Annotated in this window: 17 protein-coding genes and 1 pseudogene; 4 read left to right on the top strand and 14 right to left on the bottom strand. The window is 67.6% G+C overall.

Features of this window, described 5'->3' with window-relative positions; translation table 11 throughout:
• Positions 1 to 43: 43 nt before the first annotated feature.
• Positions 44 to 1,516, bottom strand: coding sequence for a glutamate--tRNA ligase (gltX, locus tag RU01_RS20885; protein WP_082043291.1), 1,473 nt, complete (start codon positions 1,514 to 1,516; stop codon positions 44 to 46).
• Positions 1,513 to 2,283: a fumarylacetoacetate hydrolase family protein gene (locus RU01_RS20880; RefSeq protein WP_042576505.1), complete on the bottom strand. Its 771-nt coding sequence runs from the start codon at positions 2,281 to 2,283 to the stop codon at positions 1,513 to 1,515. Before RU01_RS20880 ends, gltX begins: the two co-directional genes overlap by 4 nt.
• A gap of 95 nt (positions 2,284 to 2,378) precedes the next feature.
• On the opposite strand from RU01_RS20880, the gene RU01_RS20875 reads away from it, so the two are divergent.
• Positions 2,379 to 3,596: an MFS transporter gene (locus RU01_RS20875; RefSeq protein ID WP_042576504.1), complete on the top strand. Its 1,218-nt coding sequence runs from the start codon at positions 2,379 to 2,381 to the stop codon at positions 3,594 to 3,596.
• Here the strand turns inward: RU01_RS20875 and RU01_RS20870 are convergent.
• From RU01_RS20870 to RU01_RS20850, 5 genes are all read right to left on the bottom strand, one after another.
• Positions 3,585 to 4,598: a 3-isopropylmalate dehydrogenase gene (locus RU01_RS20870; RefSeq protein ID WP_042576541.1), complete on the bottom strand. Its 1,014-nt coding sequence runs from the start codon at positions 4,596 to 4,598 to the stop codon at positions 3,585 to 3,587. The two genes, RU01_RS20875 and RU01_RS20870, sit on opposite strands and share 12 nt — an antisense overlap.
• 26 nt (positions 4,599 to 4,624) lie before the next feature.
• Entirely contained in the window at positions 4,625 to 6,220 is a 1,596-nt protein-coding gene (gene serA, locus RU01_RS20865) for a phosphoglycerate dehydrogenase (protein ID WP_042576503.1), read from the bottom strand.
• Between the two features lie 147 nt (positions 6,221 to 6,367).
• Entirely contained in the window at positions 6,368 to 7,369 is a 1,002-nt protein-coding gene (ilvC, locus tag RU01_RS20860; RefSeq protein WP_197074845.1) for a ketol-acid reductoisomerase, read from the bottom strand.
• A 79-nt stretch (positions 7,370 to 7,448) separates the two neighbouring features.
• Positions 7,449 to 7,952 carry an acetolactate synthase small subunit gene (gene ilvN, locus RU01_RS20855; RefSeq protein WP_042576501.1) on the bottom strand — a complete coding sequence of 168 codons (504 nt, stop codon included), beginning with the start codon at positions 7,950 to 7,952 and terminating at the stop codon, positions 7,449 to 7,451.
• Entirely contained in the window at positions 7,949 to 9,877 is a 1,929-nt protein-coding gene (locus RU01_RS20850) for an acetolactate synthase large subunit (RefSeq protein WP_042576500.1), read from the bottom strand. The genes ilvN and RU01_RS20850 overlap by 4 nt, the downstream gene beginning before the upstream one ends.
• A 244-nt stretch (positions 9,878 to 10,121) precedes the next feature.
• Between RU01_RS20850 and RU01_RS20845 the strand changes: the two genes are divergently transcribed.
• Positions 10,122 to 10,610 carry a PH domain-containing protein gene (locus RU01_RS20845; RefSeq protein ID WP_197074844.1) on the top strand — a complete coding sequence of 163 codons (489 nt, stop codon included), beginning with the start codon at positions 10,122 to 10,124 and terminating at the stop codon, positions 10,608 to 10,610.
• Between the two features lie 69 nt (positions 10,611 to 10,679).
• Here RU01_RS20845 and RU01_RS20840 read toward each other — a convergent pair whose 3' ends face one another.
• A complete protein-coding gene (locus RU01_RS20840) occupies positions 10,680 to 11,519 on the bottom strand; it encodes a DoxX family protein (protein ID WP_042576499.1) in 840 nt (279 codons plus the stop codon).
• Positions 11,520 to 11,583: 64 nt separating this feature from the next.
• Here RU01_RS20840 and RU01_RS20835 point away from each other — a divergent pair, with 64 nt between their 5' ends.
• Complete coding sequence (locus RU01_RS20835) at positions 11,584 to 12,735, top strand: PQQ-dependent sugar dehydrogenase (protein ID WP_082043289.1); 1,152 nt, start codon at positions 11,584 to 11,586, stop codon at positions 12,733 to 12,735.
• A 12-nt stretch (positions 12,736 to 12,747) separates the two neighbouring features.
• Here the strand turns inward: RU01_RS20835 and gatB are convergent, their stop codons facing one another.
• The 5 genes and pseudogenes from gatB to gatC all read right to left on the bottom strand — a co-directional run bounded on the left by gatB (position 12,748) and on the right by gatC (position 17,494).
• Entirely contained in the window at positions 12,748 to 14,262 is a 1,515-nt protein-coding gene (gene gatB, locus RU01_RS20830) for an Asp-tRNA(Asn)/Glu-tRNA(Gln) amidotransferase subunit GatB (RefSeq protein WP_042576498.1), read from the bottom strand.
• A gap of 21 nt (positions 14,263 to 14,283) precedes the next feature.
• The gene (locus tag RU01_RS20825) at positions 14,284 to 15,315 is read right to left on the bottom strand and encodes an ATP-dependent 6-phosphofructokinase (RefSeq protein WP_042576497.1); all 1,032 of its coding nucleotides are present in this window, start codon (positions 15,313 to 15,315) and stop codon (positions 14,284 to 14,286) included.
• A 117-nt stretch (positions 15,316 to 15,432) separates the two neighbouring features.
• Positions 15,433 to 15,579 (bottom strand): annotated as a pseudogene (locus RU01_RS22640) (LuxR C-terminal-related transcriptional regulator); the annotation flags it as partial.
• A gap of 137 nt (positions 15,580 to 15,716) precedes the next feature.
• Entirely contained in the window at positions 15,717 to 17,198 is a 1,482-nt protein-coding gene (gene gatA, locus RU01_RS20815; protein WP_042576495.1) for an Asp-tRNA(Asn)/Glu-tRNA(Gln) amidotransferase subunit GatA, read from the bottom strand.
• Positions 17,195 to 17,494 (bottom strand): Asp-tRNA(Asn)/Glu-tRNA(Gln) amidotransferase subunit GatC, encoded by a 300-nt coding sequence (gatC, locus tag RU01_RS20810; RefSeq protein ID WP_042576494.1) that lies wholly within the window; start codon positions 17,492 to 17,494, stop codon positions 17,195 to 17,197. The genes gatA and gatC overlap by 4 nt, the downstream gene beginning before the upstream one ends.
• A gap of 132 nt (positions 17,495 to 17,626) precedes the next feature.
• Between gatC and RU01_RS20805 the strand changes: the two genes are divergently transcribed.
• The gene (locus RU01_RS20805; protein ID WP_042576493.1) at positions 17,627 to 18,277 is read left to right on the top strand and encodes an ACT domain-containing protein; all 651 of its coding nucleotides are present in this window, start codon (positions 17,627 to 17,629) and stop codon (positions 18,275 to 18,277) included.
• On the opposite strand, the gene ligA is transcribed toward RU01_RS20805, so the two are convergent.
• Positions 18,245 to 20,386 (bottom strand): NAD-dependent DNA ligase LigA, encoded by a 2,142-nt coding sequence (ligA, locus tag RU01_RS20800; RefSeq protein WP_042576492.1) that lies wholly within the window; start codon positions 20,384 to 20,386, stop codon positions 18,245 to 18,247. The two genes, RU01_RS20805 and ligA, sit on opposite strands and share 33 nt — an antisense overlap.
• Positions 20,387 to 20,407: the final 21 nt, after the last annotated feature.

Raw genomic sequence — 20,407 nt, 5'->3', positions numbered from 1 at the left:
CCCTTTCGAGCCGGTCGAACCAGCCGAGCCCCGCCGGGCGCGGTCAGACGATCGACGTACGTGCCGACCGCAGCCGGGCCAGCGATGTCTCGCGCCCCAGCAACACCATCGACTCGTACAGAGGCGGGCTGATGTGTGACCCGGTTACCGCGACGCGAACCGGCGCAAACGCTTTGCGTGGCTTGAGTTCCATGCCGTCGATCAGCGCAGTCTTGAGTGCACTCTCGAGCGCCTCGGCGGTCCACTCCGGAAGCGACTCCGCAGCCGCCACGGTAGCGTCGAGGACCGGCCCTGCATCGGCACCGAGATTCTTCGACGCGGACGCCGGGTCGATCGAGAACTGGTCCGCCGGGGCAAGCAGGAACTTGAGCAACCCCCACGCATCCGACAGGACGACGATGCGGGTCTGCACCAGTTCTGCCGCCTCGGCGAACACCTCGTCGGTCACCTCGATCGGATGACCGTGGGTCTCGAGGTAGCCGCGCAACCGTGCAGCGAAGTCGGACGGCTCGAGCATCCGGATGTGCTCGGCGTTGATCGCGTCGGCCTTCTTCTGGTCGAAGCGCGCCGGATTGGAGTTGACGGAGGAGATGTCGAACGCCTGCACCATCTCCTCCAGCGAGAAGACGTCGCGGTCGTCGGAGAAACCCCATCCGAGCAGTGCGAGGTAGTTGAGCAGGCCCTCGGGAACGAATCCGCGCTCACGGTGCAGGAAGAGGTCCGCTTCGGGATCGCGCTTCGACAGCTTCTTGTTGCCCTGCCCCATCACGAACGGCAGATGTCCGAACTCGGGAATCCGATCGGCCACCCCGATGCGCACGAGTGCCTCGTACAGAGCGATCTGGCGGGGAGTCGAGGACAGCAGGTCCTCGCCGCGAAGCACGTGGGTGATCTTCATCAACGCGTCGTCGACGGGATTGACCAAGGTGTACAACGGGACACCGTTTCCGCGTGTCAGCGCGAAATCGGGAACCGTGCCCGCCCGGAATGTGGTCTCACCGCGGACGAGGTCGTTCCACGAAAGGTCGTGATCCGGCATCCGCAGGCGGACGACGGGCTTGCGCCCCTCCTCGCGGAAGGCGGCCCGCTGCTCGTCGGTCAACGTGCGATCGTGGTTGTCGAAGCCCAGCTTCGGATCTCGCCCCGCCGCGAGGTGTCGAGCCTCGACCTCCTCGGGGGTGGAGAAACTCTCGTACGCCTCGCCGGCATCGAGAAGCGACTGCACGACGGCGAGATGCTGATCGCGTCGCAAGGACTGACGGTAGGGCTCGTAGGGCCCGCCCACCTCGGGGCCCTCGTCCCACTCCAGACCCAACCACCGCAGCGCGTCGAGAAGTGCACGGTAGGAGTCCTCGGAGTCACGGGCCGCGTCGGTGTCCTCGATGCGGAAGACGAATGCACCGCCGTGGTGACGGGCGAACGCCCAGTTGAAGAGTGCGGTACGCACGAGACCTACGTGCGGAGTTCCGGTGGGAGACGGGCAGAACCGGACGCGGACATCCGACGTGATCGTCACTTGTCCACCACCGGGTTGCTCAGCGTGCCGATGCCCTCGATCTCGACGGAGACGGTCTGGCCGGCGACGATCGGACCCACACCTTCCGGCGTACCCGTGAGGATGACGTCGCCCGGGAGCAGCGTCATGACCGCGGAGATCCACTCGATGATCTCGGGAACCGTGTGCAGGAGGTCGGATGTACGACCGCTCTGCTTGACCTCCCCGTCGACCGTCGTGCTGATCGCGAGATCGGATGCGTCGAGCGAGGTCTCGATCCAGGGACCGAGAGGGCAGAAGGTGTCGTGACCCTTCGCGCGTGTCCACTGACCGTCGTGACGCTGGTGATCGCGAGCGGTGACGTCGTTCGCGACGGTGTACCCCAGGATGACGTCCGCGGCGCGCGCAGCGGGGACGTCCTTGCAGGGTCGGCCGATGACGACGGCGAGCTCGCCCTCGTAATGCACCTCGTTCGACGAGGCCGGGCGCACGATGTTGGCGCCGGGCCCGACGATCGAGGTGTTGGGCTTGATGAAGATGACCGGATCCTGCGGTGCTTCCGATCCCATCTCGGCGGCATGTGCCGCGTAGTTCTTGCCGATGCAGATCACCTTGCTCGCCAGGATGGGAGCCAGCAGGCGGACATCTGCGAGGGGCCAGCTCCGTCCGGTGAAGGTGGGTGTGCCGAAGGGATGTTCGGCGATCTCCCTCGCGGTCCGGTCGTCGCCGTCGCCTTCTATGGCGACGAAGGCGACACCGTCGGGACTTGCTACTCGACCTAGACGCATGTGCGAAGTCTATCGACCCCGCACTCGCCTGTAGCATCGGCACGAGATGTTCACCATGCAGGACGACAATCTCACATTATGAGATCGGAGAAGCTATGACCGGGAGCCGGTCGATCGTGCAGCGCTACAGCGCGTCCGCGACAGGACGCTGGACCATGCTGATCATCGGCATGCTCACGACCGCCTCGACCGCGCTGCTCCTGAACGGTGCGGCCTTCCTCATTCCCGCGCTCCGCGATCAACGGGGCATGAGCCTCACCGAGGCCGGCATCGTCGTCGCCATGCCGACGGCCGGCATCGTGCTGACCCTGTTCGCGTGGGGCGCGGTCGTCGACAGGATCGGCGAGCGTCGATCGTTGATCACCGGGTCCGCCCTGACAGCAGTAGCCGCGTTCTGCGCGGCCGCCACCGAGTCCACCGTCGCGCTCGCCGTCTTCCTCCTGCTCGGCGGCATGGCGGCGGCCAGCGTCAACTCCGCCACCGGCCGGGTCGTCGTGGGATGGTTCCCGCCGCACCGCCGTGGCCTCGCCATGGGTATCCGACAGATGTCCCTGCCCCTCGGAGTTGCCTTGTCCGCGTTGCTGATTCCCGGAATAGCGCGTGACCACGGAGTCAGCAGCGCCATGCTGCTACCCGCCGTCGCCTCCACCGTCGGCGCCATCGCCTGTGTGATCGGAGTCTTCGACCCCCCGAGACCATCGCGTACCGCGTCCTCCAGTGCGGAGTTGCTGGCAAACCCCTATCGGGGACGCCGCGACCTGTGGCGTATCCACGCGGCGTCGGTGGCGCTGGTGGTGCCCCAGTACGTGGTGTGGACGTTCTCGTTGGTGTGGCTGGTGGATCAGCGCGAGTGGTCCCCCGCTGCCGCCGGCATCCTGATCACCGTCGCCCAGGTACTCGGGGCGTTCGGCCGGATCGGGGTGGGCGCCGTCTCGGATCGGGTCGGAAGTCGACTCGGACCCATGCGCTGGGTAGCCGCGGCAGTGGTCACCGTCATGATCGTGCTGGCAATCGCCGACGCCGCGGGCTGGTCGGTCTCGGTCGTCGTGCTGGTGGTGGCATCGGTCGCCACCGTCTCCCCCAACGGCCTGGCGTTCACCGCCGTCGCCGAACGCGCCGGACCGTTCTGGAGCGGTCGAGCGCTGGGCGCGCAGAACACCAGCCAGTTCATCGCAGCATCGGCAGTGCCACCGTTGTTCGGGGCGTTGATCACCCACACGTCGTACCCGGTGGCTTTTGCGGTGTCGGCGATCGTGGCGGCCGCCGCGGTGCCCACCATTCCTCGTGAGCACCGCAGCCGGCTACACCAGTGAGGCGATGCGGTCGCCGATGACCGACGTGCGTCCGGGATCGCCCGCGGTGCGAGTCGAGAGATCCTGTGCCACAGCGGCTTCGACGCGTGCCGCGGCATCGTCCTGACCCAGATGCGCGAGCAACAACGACACGGACAGGATTGCCGCCGTCGGATCGGCGATGCCCTTGCCCGCGATGTCCGGGGCACTGCCGTGGACCGGTTCGAACATGCTCGGGTTGGTGCGGGTGGCGTCGATGTTGGCGCTCGCCGCCAGCCCGATGCCACCGGCGACCGCAGCGGCGAGGTCGGTGATGATGTCGCCGAACAGGTTGTCGGTCACGATGACGTCGAAGCGTCCAGGATCGGTCACCAGGTGGATCGTCGCCGCGTCGATGTGCTGGTAGGCGACCTCGACCTCGGGAAATTCGCCGGCCACCTCGTCGACGGTCCGCTGCCAGAGCGAGCCTGCGAACCCGAGCACGTTGGTCTTGTGCAACAGGGTCAGGTGCTTCCGACGACCCATCGCGCGCGCGAACCCGTCGCGGACCACACGCTCCACACCGAAGCGCGTGTTGAGGCTGACCTCGGTGGCCACCTCGTGCGGCGTACCGACGCGGATGGCGCCACCGTTGCCGGTGTACGGACCCTCGGTGCCTTCACGCACCACCACGATGTCGACCGGCTTGTTGCCCGCGAGCGGACCGACGACACCCGGGTACAGCTTGGACGGCCGCAGGTTGATGTGGTGATCCAGTGCGAAGCGCGCCGTCAGCAGCAGTCCCCGCTCGAGAACGCCACTGGGTACCGACGGGTCGCCGATGGCGCCCAGCAGGATCGCGTCGTGTCCGCGCAACTCCTCGAGCACCGACGGGGGAAGGATCTCCCCCGTCGCGTGATACCGGCGAGCGCCCAGGTCGTACTCGGTGATCTCGGCACCCGGTACGACGATGTCGAGAACCTTGAGAGCCTCGGCCACCACCTCGGGTCCGATACCGTCTCCGGCCACCACTCCCAGCTTCATCGAAGTCCCCTCGTTCGGCGTCGACATCAGGACAGGTCGACGAGCTCGATGGTCGTCGCGCCGACAGACGCGGCGATCGAGTCCCGGACGTCCTGCGAGACGTCGCGATCGACGCGCAGCAGGATGGTCGCGCTGCCGCCCTCGGCATCCTGGCTCAGCGCAGCGGCAGCGATGTCGATGCCCGCGTCACCGAGTGCGGTGCCGATACGTCCGAGCGAGCCCGGACGATCGCCGTACGTGACGATGAGATTCTTGCCCTCGGCGCGCAGATCGAAGTTGCGGCCGTTGATGTTGACGATCTTCTCCACGTGCTGCGGGCCCGTGAGGGTGCCCGCGACATTGATGACGCTCCCGTCGCCGTAGACGGCACGCACGTCGACGACGCTGCGGTGGTTCGGGCTCTCGCTGGCCGTGCTGACCTCGGCCGTGACGCCACGTTCCTGCGCCAACGACGGAGCGTTGACGAAGGTGACGGCGTCCTCGATGACGGCGGAGAACAATCCGCGCAGAGCCGACAGCTTCAGGATGTCGACGTCCTCGGACGCCAGTTCGCCCCGCACGTCCACCGACAGCGACGTCGGCAACTCGTCGGACAACGCGCCGACGAGGACGCCCTGCTTGCGCACGATGTCGAGCCAGGGAGCGACTTCCTCGCCGACGGATCCACCGGACACGTTGACGGCATCCGGGACGAATTCGCCTGCGAGAGCGAGCAGTACGGACTTCGCGACATCGGTTCCGGCGCGGTCCTGGGCCTCCGTGGTGGATGCACCGAGGTGGGGCGTGACGACGACCTGGGGAAGCTCGAACAGCGGGCTGTCCGTGCACGGCTCCGTGGCGTACACGTCGAGGCCGGCGGCGAACACGTGACCACTGACGATGGCGTCGGCGAGCGCCTGCTCGTCGACCAGGCCGCCGCGAGCGGCGTTGACGACGATGACGCCCTTCTTGGTCTTGGCCAGTGCTTCCTTGCCGATCAGACCCTTCGTCTCGGGGGTCTTCGGAAGGTGCACCGAGAACATGTCGGCGCGCTCGAGCAGCTCGTCCAGGGTGACCAGCTCGATGCCGAGCTGAGCCGCGCGAGCCGGGGAGACGTAAGGGTCGTACGCGATGATGTGGGTCTCGAACGCGGCGAGACGCTGTGCGAAGAGCTGACCGATACGGCCGAGTCCGACCACACCGACGGTCTTGCCGAAGATCTCGACACCGTTGAACTTGCTGCGCTTCCACTCGTGCTGACGCAGCGTGGCGTCGGCGGCGGGGATCTGGCGAGCAGCCGAGAGCAGCAGCGTCACCGCGTGCTCTGCGGCGGTGTGGATGTTGGACGTGGGGGCGTTGACGACGAGCACGCCGCGCTCGGTCGCTGCGGGGACGTCGACGTTGTCCAGGCCGACGCCGGCGCGGGCGACGATCTTGAGCTTGGTTCCGGCAGCGAGCACCTCGGCGTCGACCGTGGTCGCGGAGCGGACCAGGATGGCGTCGGCATCGGGGACCGCGGCGAGGAGAGCCGGACGATCCGGACCGTCCACCCACCGGACCTCGACTCCGTCGCCGAGTGCCTCGACGGTGGACTGCGCAAGTTTGTCGGCGATGAGGACGATGGGGCGGCCTGGCTGGCTCACGTGAAGAACTCCCTGATCAGGTGACGGAGAAGAGGTGTGGTTCCGGATTCGTGCGGGCGTCAGCCTAGTGGCCGAGCCGCGACCCGACGCAGGGCACCCGAGGTCGACGAACTCGACCGCGGGTGCCCCGTGTCAGAAATGCGAGAGTCAGGCCGTCTCGGTGATGGGACGGTCGACCCAGCTCATCAGGTCGCGCAGCTTCTTGCCGGTGACCTCGATGGGGTGCTCGGCGTTCTCCTTGCGGAGGCCTTCGAGCTCGGTGTTGCCGTTCTCGACGTTGGCGACGAGGCGGCGGGTGAACTCACCGGACTGGATGTCGGCGAGGATGGCCTTCATCCGCTCCTTGGTGCCGGCGTCGATGACGCGCGGTCCGGAGAGGTAGCCACCGAATTCCGCGGTGTCGGACACCGAGTAGTTCATGCGAGCGATGCCGCCCTCGTACATCAGGTCGACGATCAGCTTGAGCTCGTGCAGAACCTCGAAGTACGCCATCTCGGGCGCGTAGCCGGCCTCGACCATGACCTCGAAACCGGTCTTGACCAGTTCCTCGGTGCCGCCGCACAGCACGGCCTGCTCGCCGAAGAGGTCGGTCTCGGTCTCTTCCTTGAAGGTGGTCTTGATGACGCCGGCGCGGGTGCCGCCGATGCCGCGGGCGTAGGACAGCGCGAGCGCCTGCCCTTCACCCTTGGGGTCCTGATCGATGGCGATGAGCGCGGGAACGCCCTTGCCGTCGACGAACTGACGGCGCACGAGGTGGCCGGGCCCCTTGGGGGCGACCATGCCGACGGTGATGTTGGCCGGGGCCTCGATCAGCTTGAAGTGGATGTTGAGGCCGTGACCGAAGAACAGCGCGTCGCCGTCCTTGAGGTTCGGCTCGATGTCGTCCTTGAAGATCTGCGCCTGGGCGGTGTCCGGAGCGAGCAGCATGATGACGTCGGCCCACTCGGAGACCTCCGCCGGCGTACCCACACCGAGACCCTGCTCGGCAGCCTTGTCACGCGACTTGGAGCCTTCCTTGAGGCCGATGCGGACATCGACACCCGAGTCGCGCAGGCTCAGCGAGTGCGCGTGGCCCTGGCTTCCGTACCCGATCACAGCGACCTTGCGGCCCTGGATGATCGAGAGATCGGCATCGTCGTCGTAGAACATCTCGACTGCCACTGTGGTTTCCTCCTACATCTGTCCCGGTCGAATGTGACCGGGTACTCGAAACTACTGGGTTGGGTGTCTAGCGGGACGCGGTGATGGACTTGGGTCCGCGTCCGACGGCGACGACTCCGGACTGCACGATCTCTCGCACTCCGTACGGGTCGAGCATCCGCAGCAATGCCTCGAGCTTGGACCGGGTGCCCGTCGCCTCGACCGTGACCGCCTCCGGCGAGACGTCGATGACCTTGGCGCGGAACAGGTTCACCGTCTCGATGACCTCGCTGCGCACACTGGCGTCGGCACGCACCTTGATCAGCACCAGCTCGCGAGCGACCGACGAGTCGGCCTCCTGCTCGACGATCTTGATGACGTTGACCAGCTTGTTGAGCTGCTTGGTCACCTGCTCGAGGGGGAATTCGTCGACGGTGACCACGATGGTCATGCGGGAGATCTCGGGAATCTCGGTGCCGCCCACCGCCAACGAGGCGATGTTGAATCCGCGGCGCGAGAACAACGACGCGACGCGCGCGAGAACGCCCGGCTTGTCCTCCACGAGGACACTCAGGGTGTGACTGGTGCTCACAGGTCGATACCTTTCGCGTTCGCGCCCTGAGCCGCTTCGGTGACGTCGCCGACCGAACCGGGCTCCTGCGCGGCTTCCTCGTCGTTGTCGAACAGCGGGCGGATGCCGCGCGCGGCCATGATCTCGGAGTTGCCGGTGCCCGCGGCGACCATGGGCCACACCTGGGCATCCTTGCCGACGATGAAGTCGATGACCACCGGACGGTCGTTGATGGCACGAGCCTGGGCGATGACGGCGTCCACGTCTTCCTCACGCTCGCAGCGCAGTCCGACACAGCCCAGCGCCTCCGCCAGCTTGAGGAAGTCCGGGATGCGCACCGTTCCGTGCGTGCCCAGCTCGGTGTTGGAGTACCGCTCCTCGTAGAACAGCGTCTGCCACTGGCGGACCATGCCCAGGTTGCCGTTGTTGATGACGGCAACCTTGATCGGGATGCCCTCGACCGCGCAGGTCGCGAGTTCCTGGTTGGTCATCTGGAAGCAGCCGTCGCCGTCGATGGCCCACACCTCGGTGTCGGGCAGACCCATCTTGGCGCCCATGGCGGCGGGCACGGCGTAACCCATCGTGCCCAGTCCACCCGAGTTGAGCCACGTGCGCGGCTTCTCGTAGCTGATGAACTGTGCAGCCCACATCTGGTGCTGGCCGACGCCGGCGCAGTAGATCGCATCCGGTCCGGCGAACTTGCCGATGGACTGGATCACGAACTCCGGCGACATCGCACCGTCGGAAGGCCGGTCGTAACTCAACGGGTACGTACGACGCACGTTGTCGAGGTAGGTCCACCAGTCGGCGAGGTCCAGCGTGGTGCCGGTGGCCTGGTCCGCACGGATGGCCTCGATGAGCTCGACGATGACCTCGCGGCAGTCGCCCACGATCGGCACGTCGGCGAACCGGTTCTTGCCGATCTCGGCGGGATCGATGTCGGCGTGGACGACCTTCGCCTCGGGGGCGAAGGAATCGAGCTGTCCGGTCACGCGGTCGTCGAAGCGAGCACCGAGCGTGATCAGCAGATCACTCTTCTGCAGTGCGGCTACCGCGGCCACGGTGCCGTGCATGCCGGGCATACCGAGGTTCAGGTCGTGGCTGTCCGGGAAGACGCCGCGTGCCATCAGCGTCGTCACGACGGGGATGCCCGTGAGTTCCGCGAGCTCGAGCAGCTCCGGCGACGAGTTCGACTTGATGATGCCGCCGCCGCAGTACAGCACCGGCTTCTTCGCAGCCGCGATGAGTCGAGCTGCCTCGCGCACCTGCTTTCCGTGCGGCTTGGTCACTGGGCGGTAACCGGGCAGCTTCATCTCCGGCGGCCACGAGAACGTGGTCTGCGCCTGCAGCACGTCCTTGGGGATGTCGACAAGGACAGCACCCGGTCGACCGGACGACGCGAGGTAGAAGGCCTCGGCGATCATGCGAGGGATGTCGATCGGATCGGTGATCAGGAAGTTGTGCTTCGTGACCGGCATCGTGATGCCGGAGATGTCGGCTTCCTGGAATGCGTCGGTGCCGATCAGCGCGCGGCCGACCTGACCCGTGATCGCGACGATCGGGACCGAGTCCATCTGCGCGTCGGCAAGCGGGGTGACCAGGTTGGTGGCACCCGGACCGGACGTGGCGATGCAGACGCCGACCCGACCTGTGGCCTGGGCGTATCCGGTCGCAGCGTGTCCTGCACCCTGCTCGTGGCGCACCAGGACGTGCCGCACCTTCGTGGAATCGAGGAGCGGATCGTAGACGGGAAGAACGGCACCACCCGGAATGCCGAAGACGACATCTACATCGAGTTCTTCGAGCGCACGGACGACGGACTTGGCGCCCGTCACGCGCTCGGGGGGCAGGGGACGACGCGTCGGCGTCGCGGACGGCGTGGGGCGATCGGCGGCAGGCGTGACCTTGCGTGCTGCCGGGCCGGGCCGGGCGGTGGGTGCGCTCACTGGTGCTTCCTTAGATCTTCATCCGGGCAAGAAAAAACCCTCGCCAGCAGATGCTGTACGAGGGTGGCGCGTCATGGCTGAGCGTGAAGTGTTTCGGCTCAGGCGACGACGCGCCTGCCGATTACGAGGAACTCTTCATGCTTCACACACGTGACGTTAGGCGCGTGATGCTGTGCCAGTCAAACTTACCGAACCCGTGATCCCATTATGTGGGATGGCGTATGTGCAGTGCGAAGATGTAGGGGTGACGTCTTCGCAGCAGTCCGAACCACCGGTGACAGTCTCCCATACCGACGACCCCGCTCCCGACGCGTCCCCCGTCGCTCCCACGGTGTTCCGCGTCCCCGCGCTGGCACTGTCCGGAGTCGCCCTGTTCCTCTTCGGGGTGACGTTCCCCGTGGTCGGAGCGCCCGCGCTTTTCGGGTGGATGCTCGCGCTCCCCCTGCTCCTCGCGTACTGGATCCTGCGGGTCCGCACCACGGTCACGCCCGAGCACTTCGTCTCGCGGCGCGCCTTCGGGTCGACGACCGTCGAATGGTCGTCGGTCACGGGACTGCTGTTCCCCCGCCTCGGATGGGGCAAGGCGACGTTGGCGGACGGCTCCGCCGTGCGGATGCCCGGTGTGACGGTGGACAAGCTTCCGCAGCTGTCCGTCGCCAGCGGCGGCGCGGTCCCCGATCCCTCACCCGTCGAGACTCCTGCCGAGGACACCGACTCCGAGACCGGTGCCTGAGCGTCCACAACTCGGGTGAACAGACGGGATCCCGTCGATCCGGCCGAGTTGTGGACGACTGGTCACGGCTCAGGCGAAGGGGTCGGCGCCGTTCAGGAAGATCCACAGCGCAGCGGCGCCGCCGACTCCGATGGCCAGAGCCAGGAACGATCCGATGAACGGGCGACGGGCCCAACCACGACCACCGTCGACGGCGATGCGTCCCGGTCCCGTGAGGATGATGGCCGCCGCGGCGAGCACCAGCAGAGTCTCGTACTCGACGCCGGAGGGTGCGAAGAACTGCAGGCCGGGTTCCGCGACCTGACGGACCAGCCACGCGTTGATCATGACCGCGACCACGGCAGCGCCGGCCAGAGGTGTCGCGAGGCCGAGGATCAGCAGCGCTCCGCCGGCGACCTCACCGACCGCGCCCAGGATCGACAGCAACCGTGCCTGGTCGTATCCGGCACCGGCGACGATCTCCTGGAAGCCCGAGAGACCCGGTCCGTCGAACCACCCGGTCAGCTTCTGCAAGCCGTGCACCAGGACGATCGCACCGACGCTCACGCGCAGGATCAACAGGCCCAGGTCGAGGGTGCCGCGCTTCTCGGGGACGATGCGGGCCTCGGGCTCGACATCCACCGGGGCGGCCGATGCTCCCGCGACCGGGATCGCGCGGGTGGCGCTGTCGTCGTACGCGGGCTCACGGGTGGAGCCCGGTGCGGTGTAGGCGGGCGCCGTCTCGTAGGACGGCAGCTTTTCGGTGGGGTGCGCGGTGCGCGACGACCCGGCGTCGAGATCGTCGTCGGTGCGCGGGACGGACTGCCCGCCGGCGCCCTGTCCCAATCGCTCCGTCGGCTGGTCGTAGGGACTCGCGGCCGGCTCGTATCCGGACGTCGATCGGCCTGTGTCTTCGGGCTTGTCACTCACGGGCGTCAGCCTAGTTGCGGCAGCCCGCTTCTCGGCGCAGGCGCGACCCGTACCGTGGGATCTCATGACGGTGCGTGACATGTTCGGAGCATCAGGGCGCACGACGGCGATCGGGGCCGCGGTCCTCGCGGTGATCACCGTGTCCGCGGGCTGCGCACGATTCGACGACTCGGCGTCCACCCCGTTCTCACCGGAGCCGACGTTCGGGGCTGCCGACATCGAACCGGTCGAGCCGGGCGCTCCGGGATCCAGCACTCCTCCCCCGCCGTCGCCGGCCACCGGGCCGTGCATCGACCCGGATCCGAACGTCGTCGCGACGTGCCTCGACACGTTGTCCGGCCTGGTCGTGCTCCCCGGAGGCGCCGCTGCCCTCGTCGGTGAACGCCGCACCGGCACGATCTTCCAGGTGGCACCGGGACAGACCCCGCGACCCGTCGCCTCCGTCCCCGTCGACGGATCCGGCGGTGGCGGCCTTCTCGACGTCGCGCTGTCCCCGACGTACGACGAGGACCGACTTCTCTACGCCTACATCACCACCGCGTCGGACAATCGCGTCGTGCGAATCGCCGCGGGCGACGTGCCGAAGCCTGTCCTGACGGGCATCCCTCGCGGCAGCACCGAGAACTCGGGGGCGCTCGACTTCACCTCGCCGACGGAACTGCGCGTCATCACCGGAGACGCGGGCAGCCCGGCGTCGTCGTCCGACCCCTCGTCACTGGCCGGCAAGGTTCTGGCCATCGACAACCCTCGCGTCGACCCGCCGTCGCCGGTCGCACCGCGCATCGTCATGAGCGGCATCGGGCGCGCGGGAGATGTGTGCGTGGACGGCACCGGCAGCACTTGGGTCACCGACGCCACCGCCTCGGAGGACCGTCTGTCGCGTATCACCCCGGAGGGTGCCGTGGTGAGCCCGGTATGGACGTGGCCCGACAAGCCCGGCGTCGGCGGATGCGCCGCCGGGCCCGGATCGGTCTCGGTGTCCATGTCCGGTGCACGCGCCGTGAGCCTCGTTCCGGTGGATCCCGAGACGGGCGCCGTCACCACCCCGCCGACCCTGATCGCCCAGGACCGGTACGGCCGCCTGCGCGGCGCGTCGCTCGGCGCCGAAGGGCAGGTGTGGGTCAGCACCGTGAACAAGGACGGCGGTCAGCCCGTTCCGACCGACGACCGAGTGGTCATCGTTCCGGTGCCCTCCGGCGGCGGCGGTAGCGACTGACCGGCCGGCGGGCTAGCTGCAGGCGGCGATGACCAGTTCCTTGACTCGGGCCGGGTCTGCCTGACCCTTGGTGGCTTTCATGACCGCACCGACGATGGCTCCGGCGGCCTGGACCTTGCCGCCGCGGATCTTCTCCGCCACCGACGGGTTGGCGGCGAGTGCCTCGGTCACGGCTGCTTCCAGAGCCGAATCGTCCTGCACGACAGCGAGTCCGCGTGCTTCGACGACCGCGTCGGGGTCACCTTCACCGGCGAGTACACCGTCGACGACCTTGCGAGCGTTGGCGTTGGTCAGCGTGCGATCGGCGACGAGCGCCGCCACTCGCGCGACCTGGACCGGGGTGATGGGCAGGTCCGCGAGGGTGACCTCGCGTGCGTTGGCCTGCTGGGAGAGGTAGGCGACCCACCAGCTGCGGGCGGCGTCCGGGGTCGCGCCGGCGTCGACGGTGGCCGTGATGAGACCGAGCGCATCGGCGTTGACGACGTCGCGCATCACCAGATCCGACCAGCCCCAATCCTTCTGGATCCGGGCGCGCGTGATCCAGGGTGCCTCGGGGATGGTAGCGCGCAGTTCCTCGACCCACGCGGCATCGGGTGCGACGGGCTCGAGGTCCGGCTCCGGGAAGTACCGGTAGTCCTCGGCGGTCTCCTTCTTGCGGCCCGGAGACGTGCTGCCGTCCGCCTCCTGGAAGTGGCGCGTCTCCTGGGTGATCTCCCCGCCGTCGGCGAGAACCGCTGCCTGACGGCGCATCTCGTAGCGCACCGCGACCTCGACGCTCTTGAGGGAGTTGACGTTCTTGGTCTCGGTGCGCGTCCCGAATTCCGGCGCACCCTTCTCCATCAACGACACGTTCGCGTCGCACCGCAGCGATCCCTGGTCCATCCGGACGTCGGACACACCGAGTTCGCGGATCAACTCGCGCAGGGCGGTGACATAGGCGCGAGCGACCTCGGGGGCACGCTCTCCCGCGCCCTCGATCGTCTTGGTGACGATCTCGACGAGGGGCACTCCGGCTCGGTTGTAGTCGAGCAGCGAGTGGCTGGCCCCGTCGATCCGACCGGTGGCACCGCCGACGTGCAGCGACTTACCGGTGTCTTCCTCCATGTGCGCACGTTCGATGTCGACGCGCCAGGTCGATCCGTCGTCGAGCACGACGTCGAGGTACCCCTCGGTGGCGATGGGCTCGTCGTACTGCGAGATCTGATAGTTCTTGGGCTGATCCGGGTAGAAGTAGTTCTTGCGCGCGAACCTCCCCCACGGGGTGATCGAGCAGTTCAACGCCAGTCCGATGCGTATCGCCGACTCGACGGCCGCGGCGTTGACCACGGGCAGCGCACCCGGGAGTCCGAGGCACACCGGGCACACCTGCGTGTTGGGCTCGGCACCGAACTCGGTGGGGCACCCGCAGAACATCTTCGTCGCGGTGCCCAGCTCGACATGGACCTCCATGCCCAGAACGGGGTCGAACCGGGCGATCACCTCGTCGTAGTCCATCAGGCTCGTCGCGGAAGAGGTGGCTGCAGTCATGCGCCCAGTTTACGGCCGAAGTCAGCCGAAGAATGCGGCGGCGTCGCGGTACCGGCTCTCGGGTACACGCTTGAGCCGAGCCACGGCGTCCTCGAGCTCGACCAGACCGATCTCCGCGCCCTGGAGCGAGACCATCTTGCCTTTCTCCCCCGCGTGGACGGCGTCGGCAGCGTTGACGCCGAAGCGTGTCGCCAGGACCCTGTCGTACGGCGTCGGCTTGCCGCCGCGCTGCACATGGCCGAGGACCGTCGTGCGCACTTCCTTGTTGATGCGCCGTTCGATCTCGACACCCAGTTGCTGTGCGACGCCGGTGAATCGGATGTGACCGAACTCGTCGATGCCGCCGTCACGGATCTCCATCGACCCTTCCTTCGGCGTGGCACCCTCGGCGACGACGCAGATGAAGTGCGAGTCGCCGCGCTGGAAACGCTTCTTCACCAGATCGCAGACTTCCTGCACGTCGAAGGGCTGCTCCGGAATCAGCGTCATGTGCGCGCCCGACGCCAGACCCGAATGCAGCGCGATCCACCCCGCGTGGCGTCCCATGACCTCGACGAGCATGACGCGCTGGTGCGACTCCGCCGTGCTGTGGAGTCGGTCGATGGCGTCCGTCGCGATGGTCAGGGCGGTGTCGAACCCGAACGTGACGTCGGTGCGGTCGATGTCGTTGTCGATGGTCTTCGGAACGCCGATGACCGGCACGCCTTCCTGCGACAACCAGTGCGCCGCGGTCAGAGTGCCCTCGCCGCCGATGGGGATCAGCGCGTCGATTCCGTTGTCGTCCAACGTCTGCTTGATCTGGTCCAGTCCGGCGCGCAACTTGTCGGGATTGGTGCGGGCGGTTCCCAGGATCGTGCCGCCCTTGGTGAGGAGGCGATCGTTGCGGTCGTCGTTGCGGAGCTGGATGCGACGGTCCTCGAGCAGCCCTCGCCACCCGTCGAGGAAGCCGACCACGGAAGATCCGTATCGGGCGTCGGCCGTGCGTACGACGGCCCTGATGACCGCGTTGAGTCCCGGGCAGTCGCCGCCGCCGGTCAGTACTCCGATACGCATGGTCCGAAACCTCTCACTGTGCCGGTTCATCGCGAGCGGTGCCCGCTATGTGCTGGGCACCATCTTGCTACGCCCGGGCCGGATCGGTGCGGTCGGACTCACATATTCCGAGTGCGATCACCCGGGCGTGACGACGCCGCTCTCGTACGCCACGACGACGGCCTGCGCTCGATCCCGCAGACCGAGTTTGCCCAGAACCTTGCTGACGTGGGTCTTGACGGTCTGTTCGGCGAGGACGAGTCGCGCGGCGATCTCGGCGTCGGACGCAGCGATTGCCCTGTGCCACCGTGGTTTCCGGTGTTGTCATTCGCATCCGCGACTGTGGACCTGATCCTGGCGACCGACGCCCCTGCCGGGCACGGACACCGGTACGGGCCCGAGCAGGGAGCGGCGATCGTCGATCAGACGGCGGACGGGTGCGGGAACTCCCCGCGGGCCGCCTCGTAGGCGGCACCGACGCGGTAGAGCCTGTCGTCCGCCATGGCCGGAGCCATGATCTGCAATCCGACGGGCAGACCGTCCGCAAGACCCGACGGCACCGACATCGCGGGATGCCCCGCGAGGTTGATGGGGAGGGTGCACAGGTCGTACAGGTACATCGCGATGGGATCGTCGACCTTCTCGCCCAGCGCGAACGCCGTCGACGGGGTGGTCGGCGAGACCAGCACATCCACCTTCTCGTAGGCCCGGTCGAAATCCCGAGCGATGAGTGTGCGGATCTTGAGCGCCTGGCCGTAGTACGCGTCGTAGTAACCGGCCGACAGCGCATAGGTGCCGATCATGATGCGGCGCTTGACTTCCGCACCGAATCCGGCGGCACGGGACATCGCCATCACCTGGTCCGCGCTGTGCGTGCCGTCGTCGCCGACACGCAATCCGTACCGCATCGCGTCGAAACGCGCGAGGTTGGACGACACCTCAGACGGGAGGATCAGGTAGTAGGCCGCGAGCGCGTGCTCGAAGCTGGGGCACGAGACCTCGACGACCTCGGCTCCCAAGGACGTCAACACCTCGACAGCCGCGTCGAACGACGAGATGACCCCGGGCTGATAGGCATCGGAGTGCAATTCCTTGACGACGCCGACGCGGACACCCGTCAGATCGCCGCCCGCTCCGCGCAGAGCGGCCTCGACGACATCCGGCACCGCAGCGTCGACCGACGTCGAATCACGGGGGTCGTGGCCGGCGATGACCTGATGCAGGAGCGCCGTGTCGAGAACGGTGCGGCCGCACGGGCCGCCCTGGTCCAGCGACGAGGCGCACGCGATCAGACCGAAGCGTGAGACACCGCCGTACGTGGGCTTGCACCCGACGGTGCCGGTCACGGCGGCAGGCTGACGGATCGAGCCGCCGGTGTCAGTGCCGATGGCCAACGGTGCCTGGAACGACGCGAGGGCGGCAGCGGAACCGCCGCCCGATCCGCCGGGAACGCGGGTGGTGTCCCACGGGTTCAGCGTGGGGCCGTACGCACTGTTCTCGGTGGACGAACCCATGGCGAACTCGTCCATGTTCGTCTTGCCCAGCAACGGAATTCCCGCTGCGCGCAGACGTGCGGTCACCGTGGCGTCGTACGGCGAGACCCAGCCTTCGAGCATCTTCGAGCCCGCGGTGGTCGGCATGTCGGTCGTGGTGAAGACATCCTTGAGCGCCAACGGCACACCGGCGAGAGGAGACGCGGGAGCGTCTCCGGCGTCGAGGCTGACATCCACGGCCTCGGCCGCGGCGAGCGCCTCGTCGCCGGCGACGTGCAGGAACGCGTGCAGCGTGCCGTCGACCTCGGCGATGCGATCGAGGTGCGCACGAGTGACCTCGACGGCGGACACCTCACGGGTGCGGATCTTGGCAGCGAGGTCTGCGGCCGTGCTGCGGACGAGGTCGGTCATCCTTCTTCTCCCAGGATGCGCGGTACGGCGAAACGGCTCTGTTCGGAGGCGGGTGCCTCGGCGAGCGCGCTCTCCGGCTGCAGGCCAGGGACGATGACGTCAGGCCTGGTGACGTTGGTCACAGCCAACGGGCTGGCCGTCGCATCGACGTCCGTGACGTCGACCTCGGAGACCGCCTTCACGTGGTCGAGAATGGCGTCGAGCTGGCCGGCGAAGGCATCGAGCTCGTCGTCACCGAGTGCGAGGCGGGACAGTCGGGCGAGGTGAGCGACCTCGTCGCGGGATATGGCAGACACGTCCGTCAGGCCCCCTTAGTTTCGTAACGCATGGCACGAAGCCTAGTTCGTGGCGCGATACCGGCAGCGACGGCCTCGTCGGCGCTGCCCGTGTGAGTCGATAGTGGTGGCGACCAGTGCAAGGATGACCGCGTGTCCTATCTGTTGAGAGTCCAACTGCCCGATCGACCGGGCAGTCTCGGCGCGTTGGCCGTCGCGCTGGGATCGGTCGGGGCCGACATTCTCTCGCTCGACGTCATCGAACGTGGCGCCGGATTCGCCGTCGACGACCTGGTCGTCGATGTCGCGCAGGGCGCTCTTCCGGACACTCTCATCACCGCGGCCGAAAAGCTCGCCGACGTGCGTGTCGACTCCATCCGGCCGTACTCCGGCATCCTCGACACTCACCGAGAACTCGAACTGATCGATCGAGTCGCCACGGCGCACGACGACAGGTTCCAGGTCCTGGTCGACGGTGCACCGCGTGTTCTCCGTGTCGGCTGGAGCACGGTGGTGGGCATGACGGATCAGGGTCCGGCGATCATCGTCGGCAGTTCCGGGGCGCCGGAGTCGCGCCCCGCCGACATGCCGTGGATGCCGCTGACCAAGCCGGCAGTACTCGACGCCGAGGGCGACTGGGTGCCGAAGTCCTGGAAGGACATGGACACCACCCTCGCCGCCGCACCACTGGGCAGCTCGGGGGCCGTTCTGGTGCTCGGACGCCCCGGCGGTCCCGACTTCCGTCCGTCGGAGATCGCTCGACTGGGCTACCTAGCCGGAATCGTCGCTACCGTCCTCGCCTGACGCACCGTCGGCGGACTCGACCGTGGCTCGCGCCGCATCCGGGCCGTCGGCCAGCAGCACCCTGAATCCGTCCTCGTCGAGAACGGGGACCCCCAGCTCGAGTGCCTTGTCGTGCTTCGAACCGGGTGCCTCGCCGACGACGACGAACGCCGTCTTCTTCGACACCGACGACGCAGCTTTGCCCCCTCGGGCAAGGATGGCCTCCTTCGCGTCGTCGCGCGTGAAGGTGGCCAACGACCCGGTCACGACGATGGACATACCGTCCAACGTCCGCTCGATGCTCTCGTCGCGCTCGTCCTCCATGCGTACGCCCGCGGCCGACCACTTCTCCACGATCGCGCGGTGCCAGTCGACGTCGAACCACTCGACGACGGCGCGAGCGATGGTGGGACCCACTCCGTCCGCCGCAGCCAGTTCCTCTTCCGAGGCGGCCCTGATCGCGTCGAGGCTGCCGAACCGCGCCGCCAGCGCGCGGGCGGCCGTCGGACCGACATGGCGGATCGACAGGCCCACCAGGACGCGCCACAGCGGCTGGTCCTTGGCGCGTCCGAGGTTGTCCAACAGCCGACGGCCGTTCGCGGACAGCGCGCCCGCCTTGGTGCGGAAGAGTTCGGTGCGGGTGAGCTGCTCCTGTGTGAGATCGAACAGGTCGCCCTCGTCCTCGATCACCGACGCCGACAGCAGCGCCGTGGCTGCCTCGTACCCCAGCACCTCGATGTCGAACGCGCCGCGACCGGCGACGTGGAACACACGCTCCCGCAACTGCGCGGGGCACGACCGCGAGTTGGGGCAGCGGATGTCCGCATCACCCTCCTTGGCCGGAGCCAACTCGGTGCCGCACTCGGGGCAGTGTGTCGGCATGACGAACGCGCGCTCGTCACCGGTCCGCGCGTCCACCACGGGACCGAGCACTTCCGGAATCACTTCTCCGGCTTTACGAATGACGACGGTGTCCCCGATCAGAACACCCTTCCGGACGACCTCGGACGCGTTGTGCAGAGTTGCCAGCGACACGGTCGACCCGGCGACGAGGACGGGCTCCATGAAGGCGAACGGAGTCACGCGACCGGTTCGGCCGACGTTGACCCGGATGTCGAGAAGTGTCGTCGTCGCTTCCTCGGGCGGGTACTTGAACGCGATGGCCCACCGGGGAGCGCGGGACGTCGCGCCCAACCGGCGATGGAGCGACATCTCGTCGACCTTGACCACGAGACCGTCTATTTCGTGCTCCACCGCGTGCCGGTGCTCACCCCAGTACTCCATCCGCTCGACGACGGCGTCGACGCCCTGCACCAGCACGGTGTGGGTGGACACCGGCAGACCCCATGCGGCGAGCGCGTCGTACGCCACCGACTGGGCCGTTGGATCGAAGCCTTCCATCCGGCCGAAGCCGTGGCAGATCATGCCCAGGCGCCGGCGCGAGGTCACGGCGGGATTCTTCTGCCGCAGCGACCCGGCAGCGGAGTTGCGGGGATTGGCGAACGGCGGTTTGCCCTGTTCCACCAAGGACGCGTTGAGCGCCTGGAAGTCCTCGAGGCGGAAGAACACCTCGCCCCTCACCTCCAGCAGTGTGGGGACCGGGAACTCCTCGGTCGCGGTGAGGCGCTCAGGTATGTCGTCGATGGTGCGGGCGTTCAGCGTGACGTCCTCACCGGTACGACCGTCACCGCGGGTAGCGGCGCGGACGAGGCGTCCGTTCTCGTAGATCAGATTCAGAGCGACGCCGTCGATCTTGACCTCGCAGAGGTAGTGCAGGTTCTCGCCCGCCTCCACCTCTACGCGGCGGACCCAGGCACGTAGCTCGTCCGCGTCGAACACGTTGTCCAGAGACAACATTCGTTCGAGATGGTCGACCGCGGTGAAGTCGGTCTCGAAGCCACCGCCGACCAGTTGCGTCGGCGAATCCGGCGTCCGCAGGTCGGGGCGTTCCTCTTCCATGGCCTGCAGACGCTTCAACAGTTCGTCGAACTGACCGTCGGAGATGACCGGCGCATCGCGGACGTAGTACCGGAACTGGTGCCCGCGTACCTCCTCGGCGAGCTCGTCCCACTGCTGCTTCTGCTCCGCCGTCGCGGGGGTGAGCTCCTGAGGTGTCTCGACGTCGTCCACGTCCGCAGACTATCCGAGGGT

It is taken from the genome of Rhodococcus sp. MEB064, assembly GCF_000834565.1.
Lineage (GTDB): Bacteria > Actinomycetota > Actinomycetes > Mycobacteriales > Mycobacteriaceae > Rhodococcoides.
Note: the sequence above shows the minus strand (reverse complement) of the source record. Positions and strands in the feature narration are given on the sequence as shown.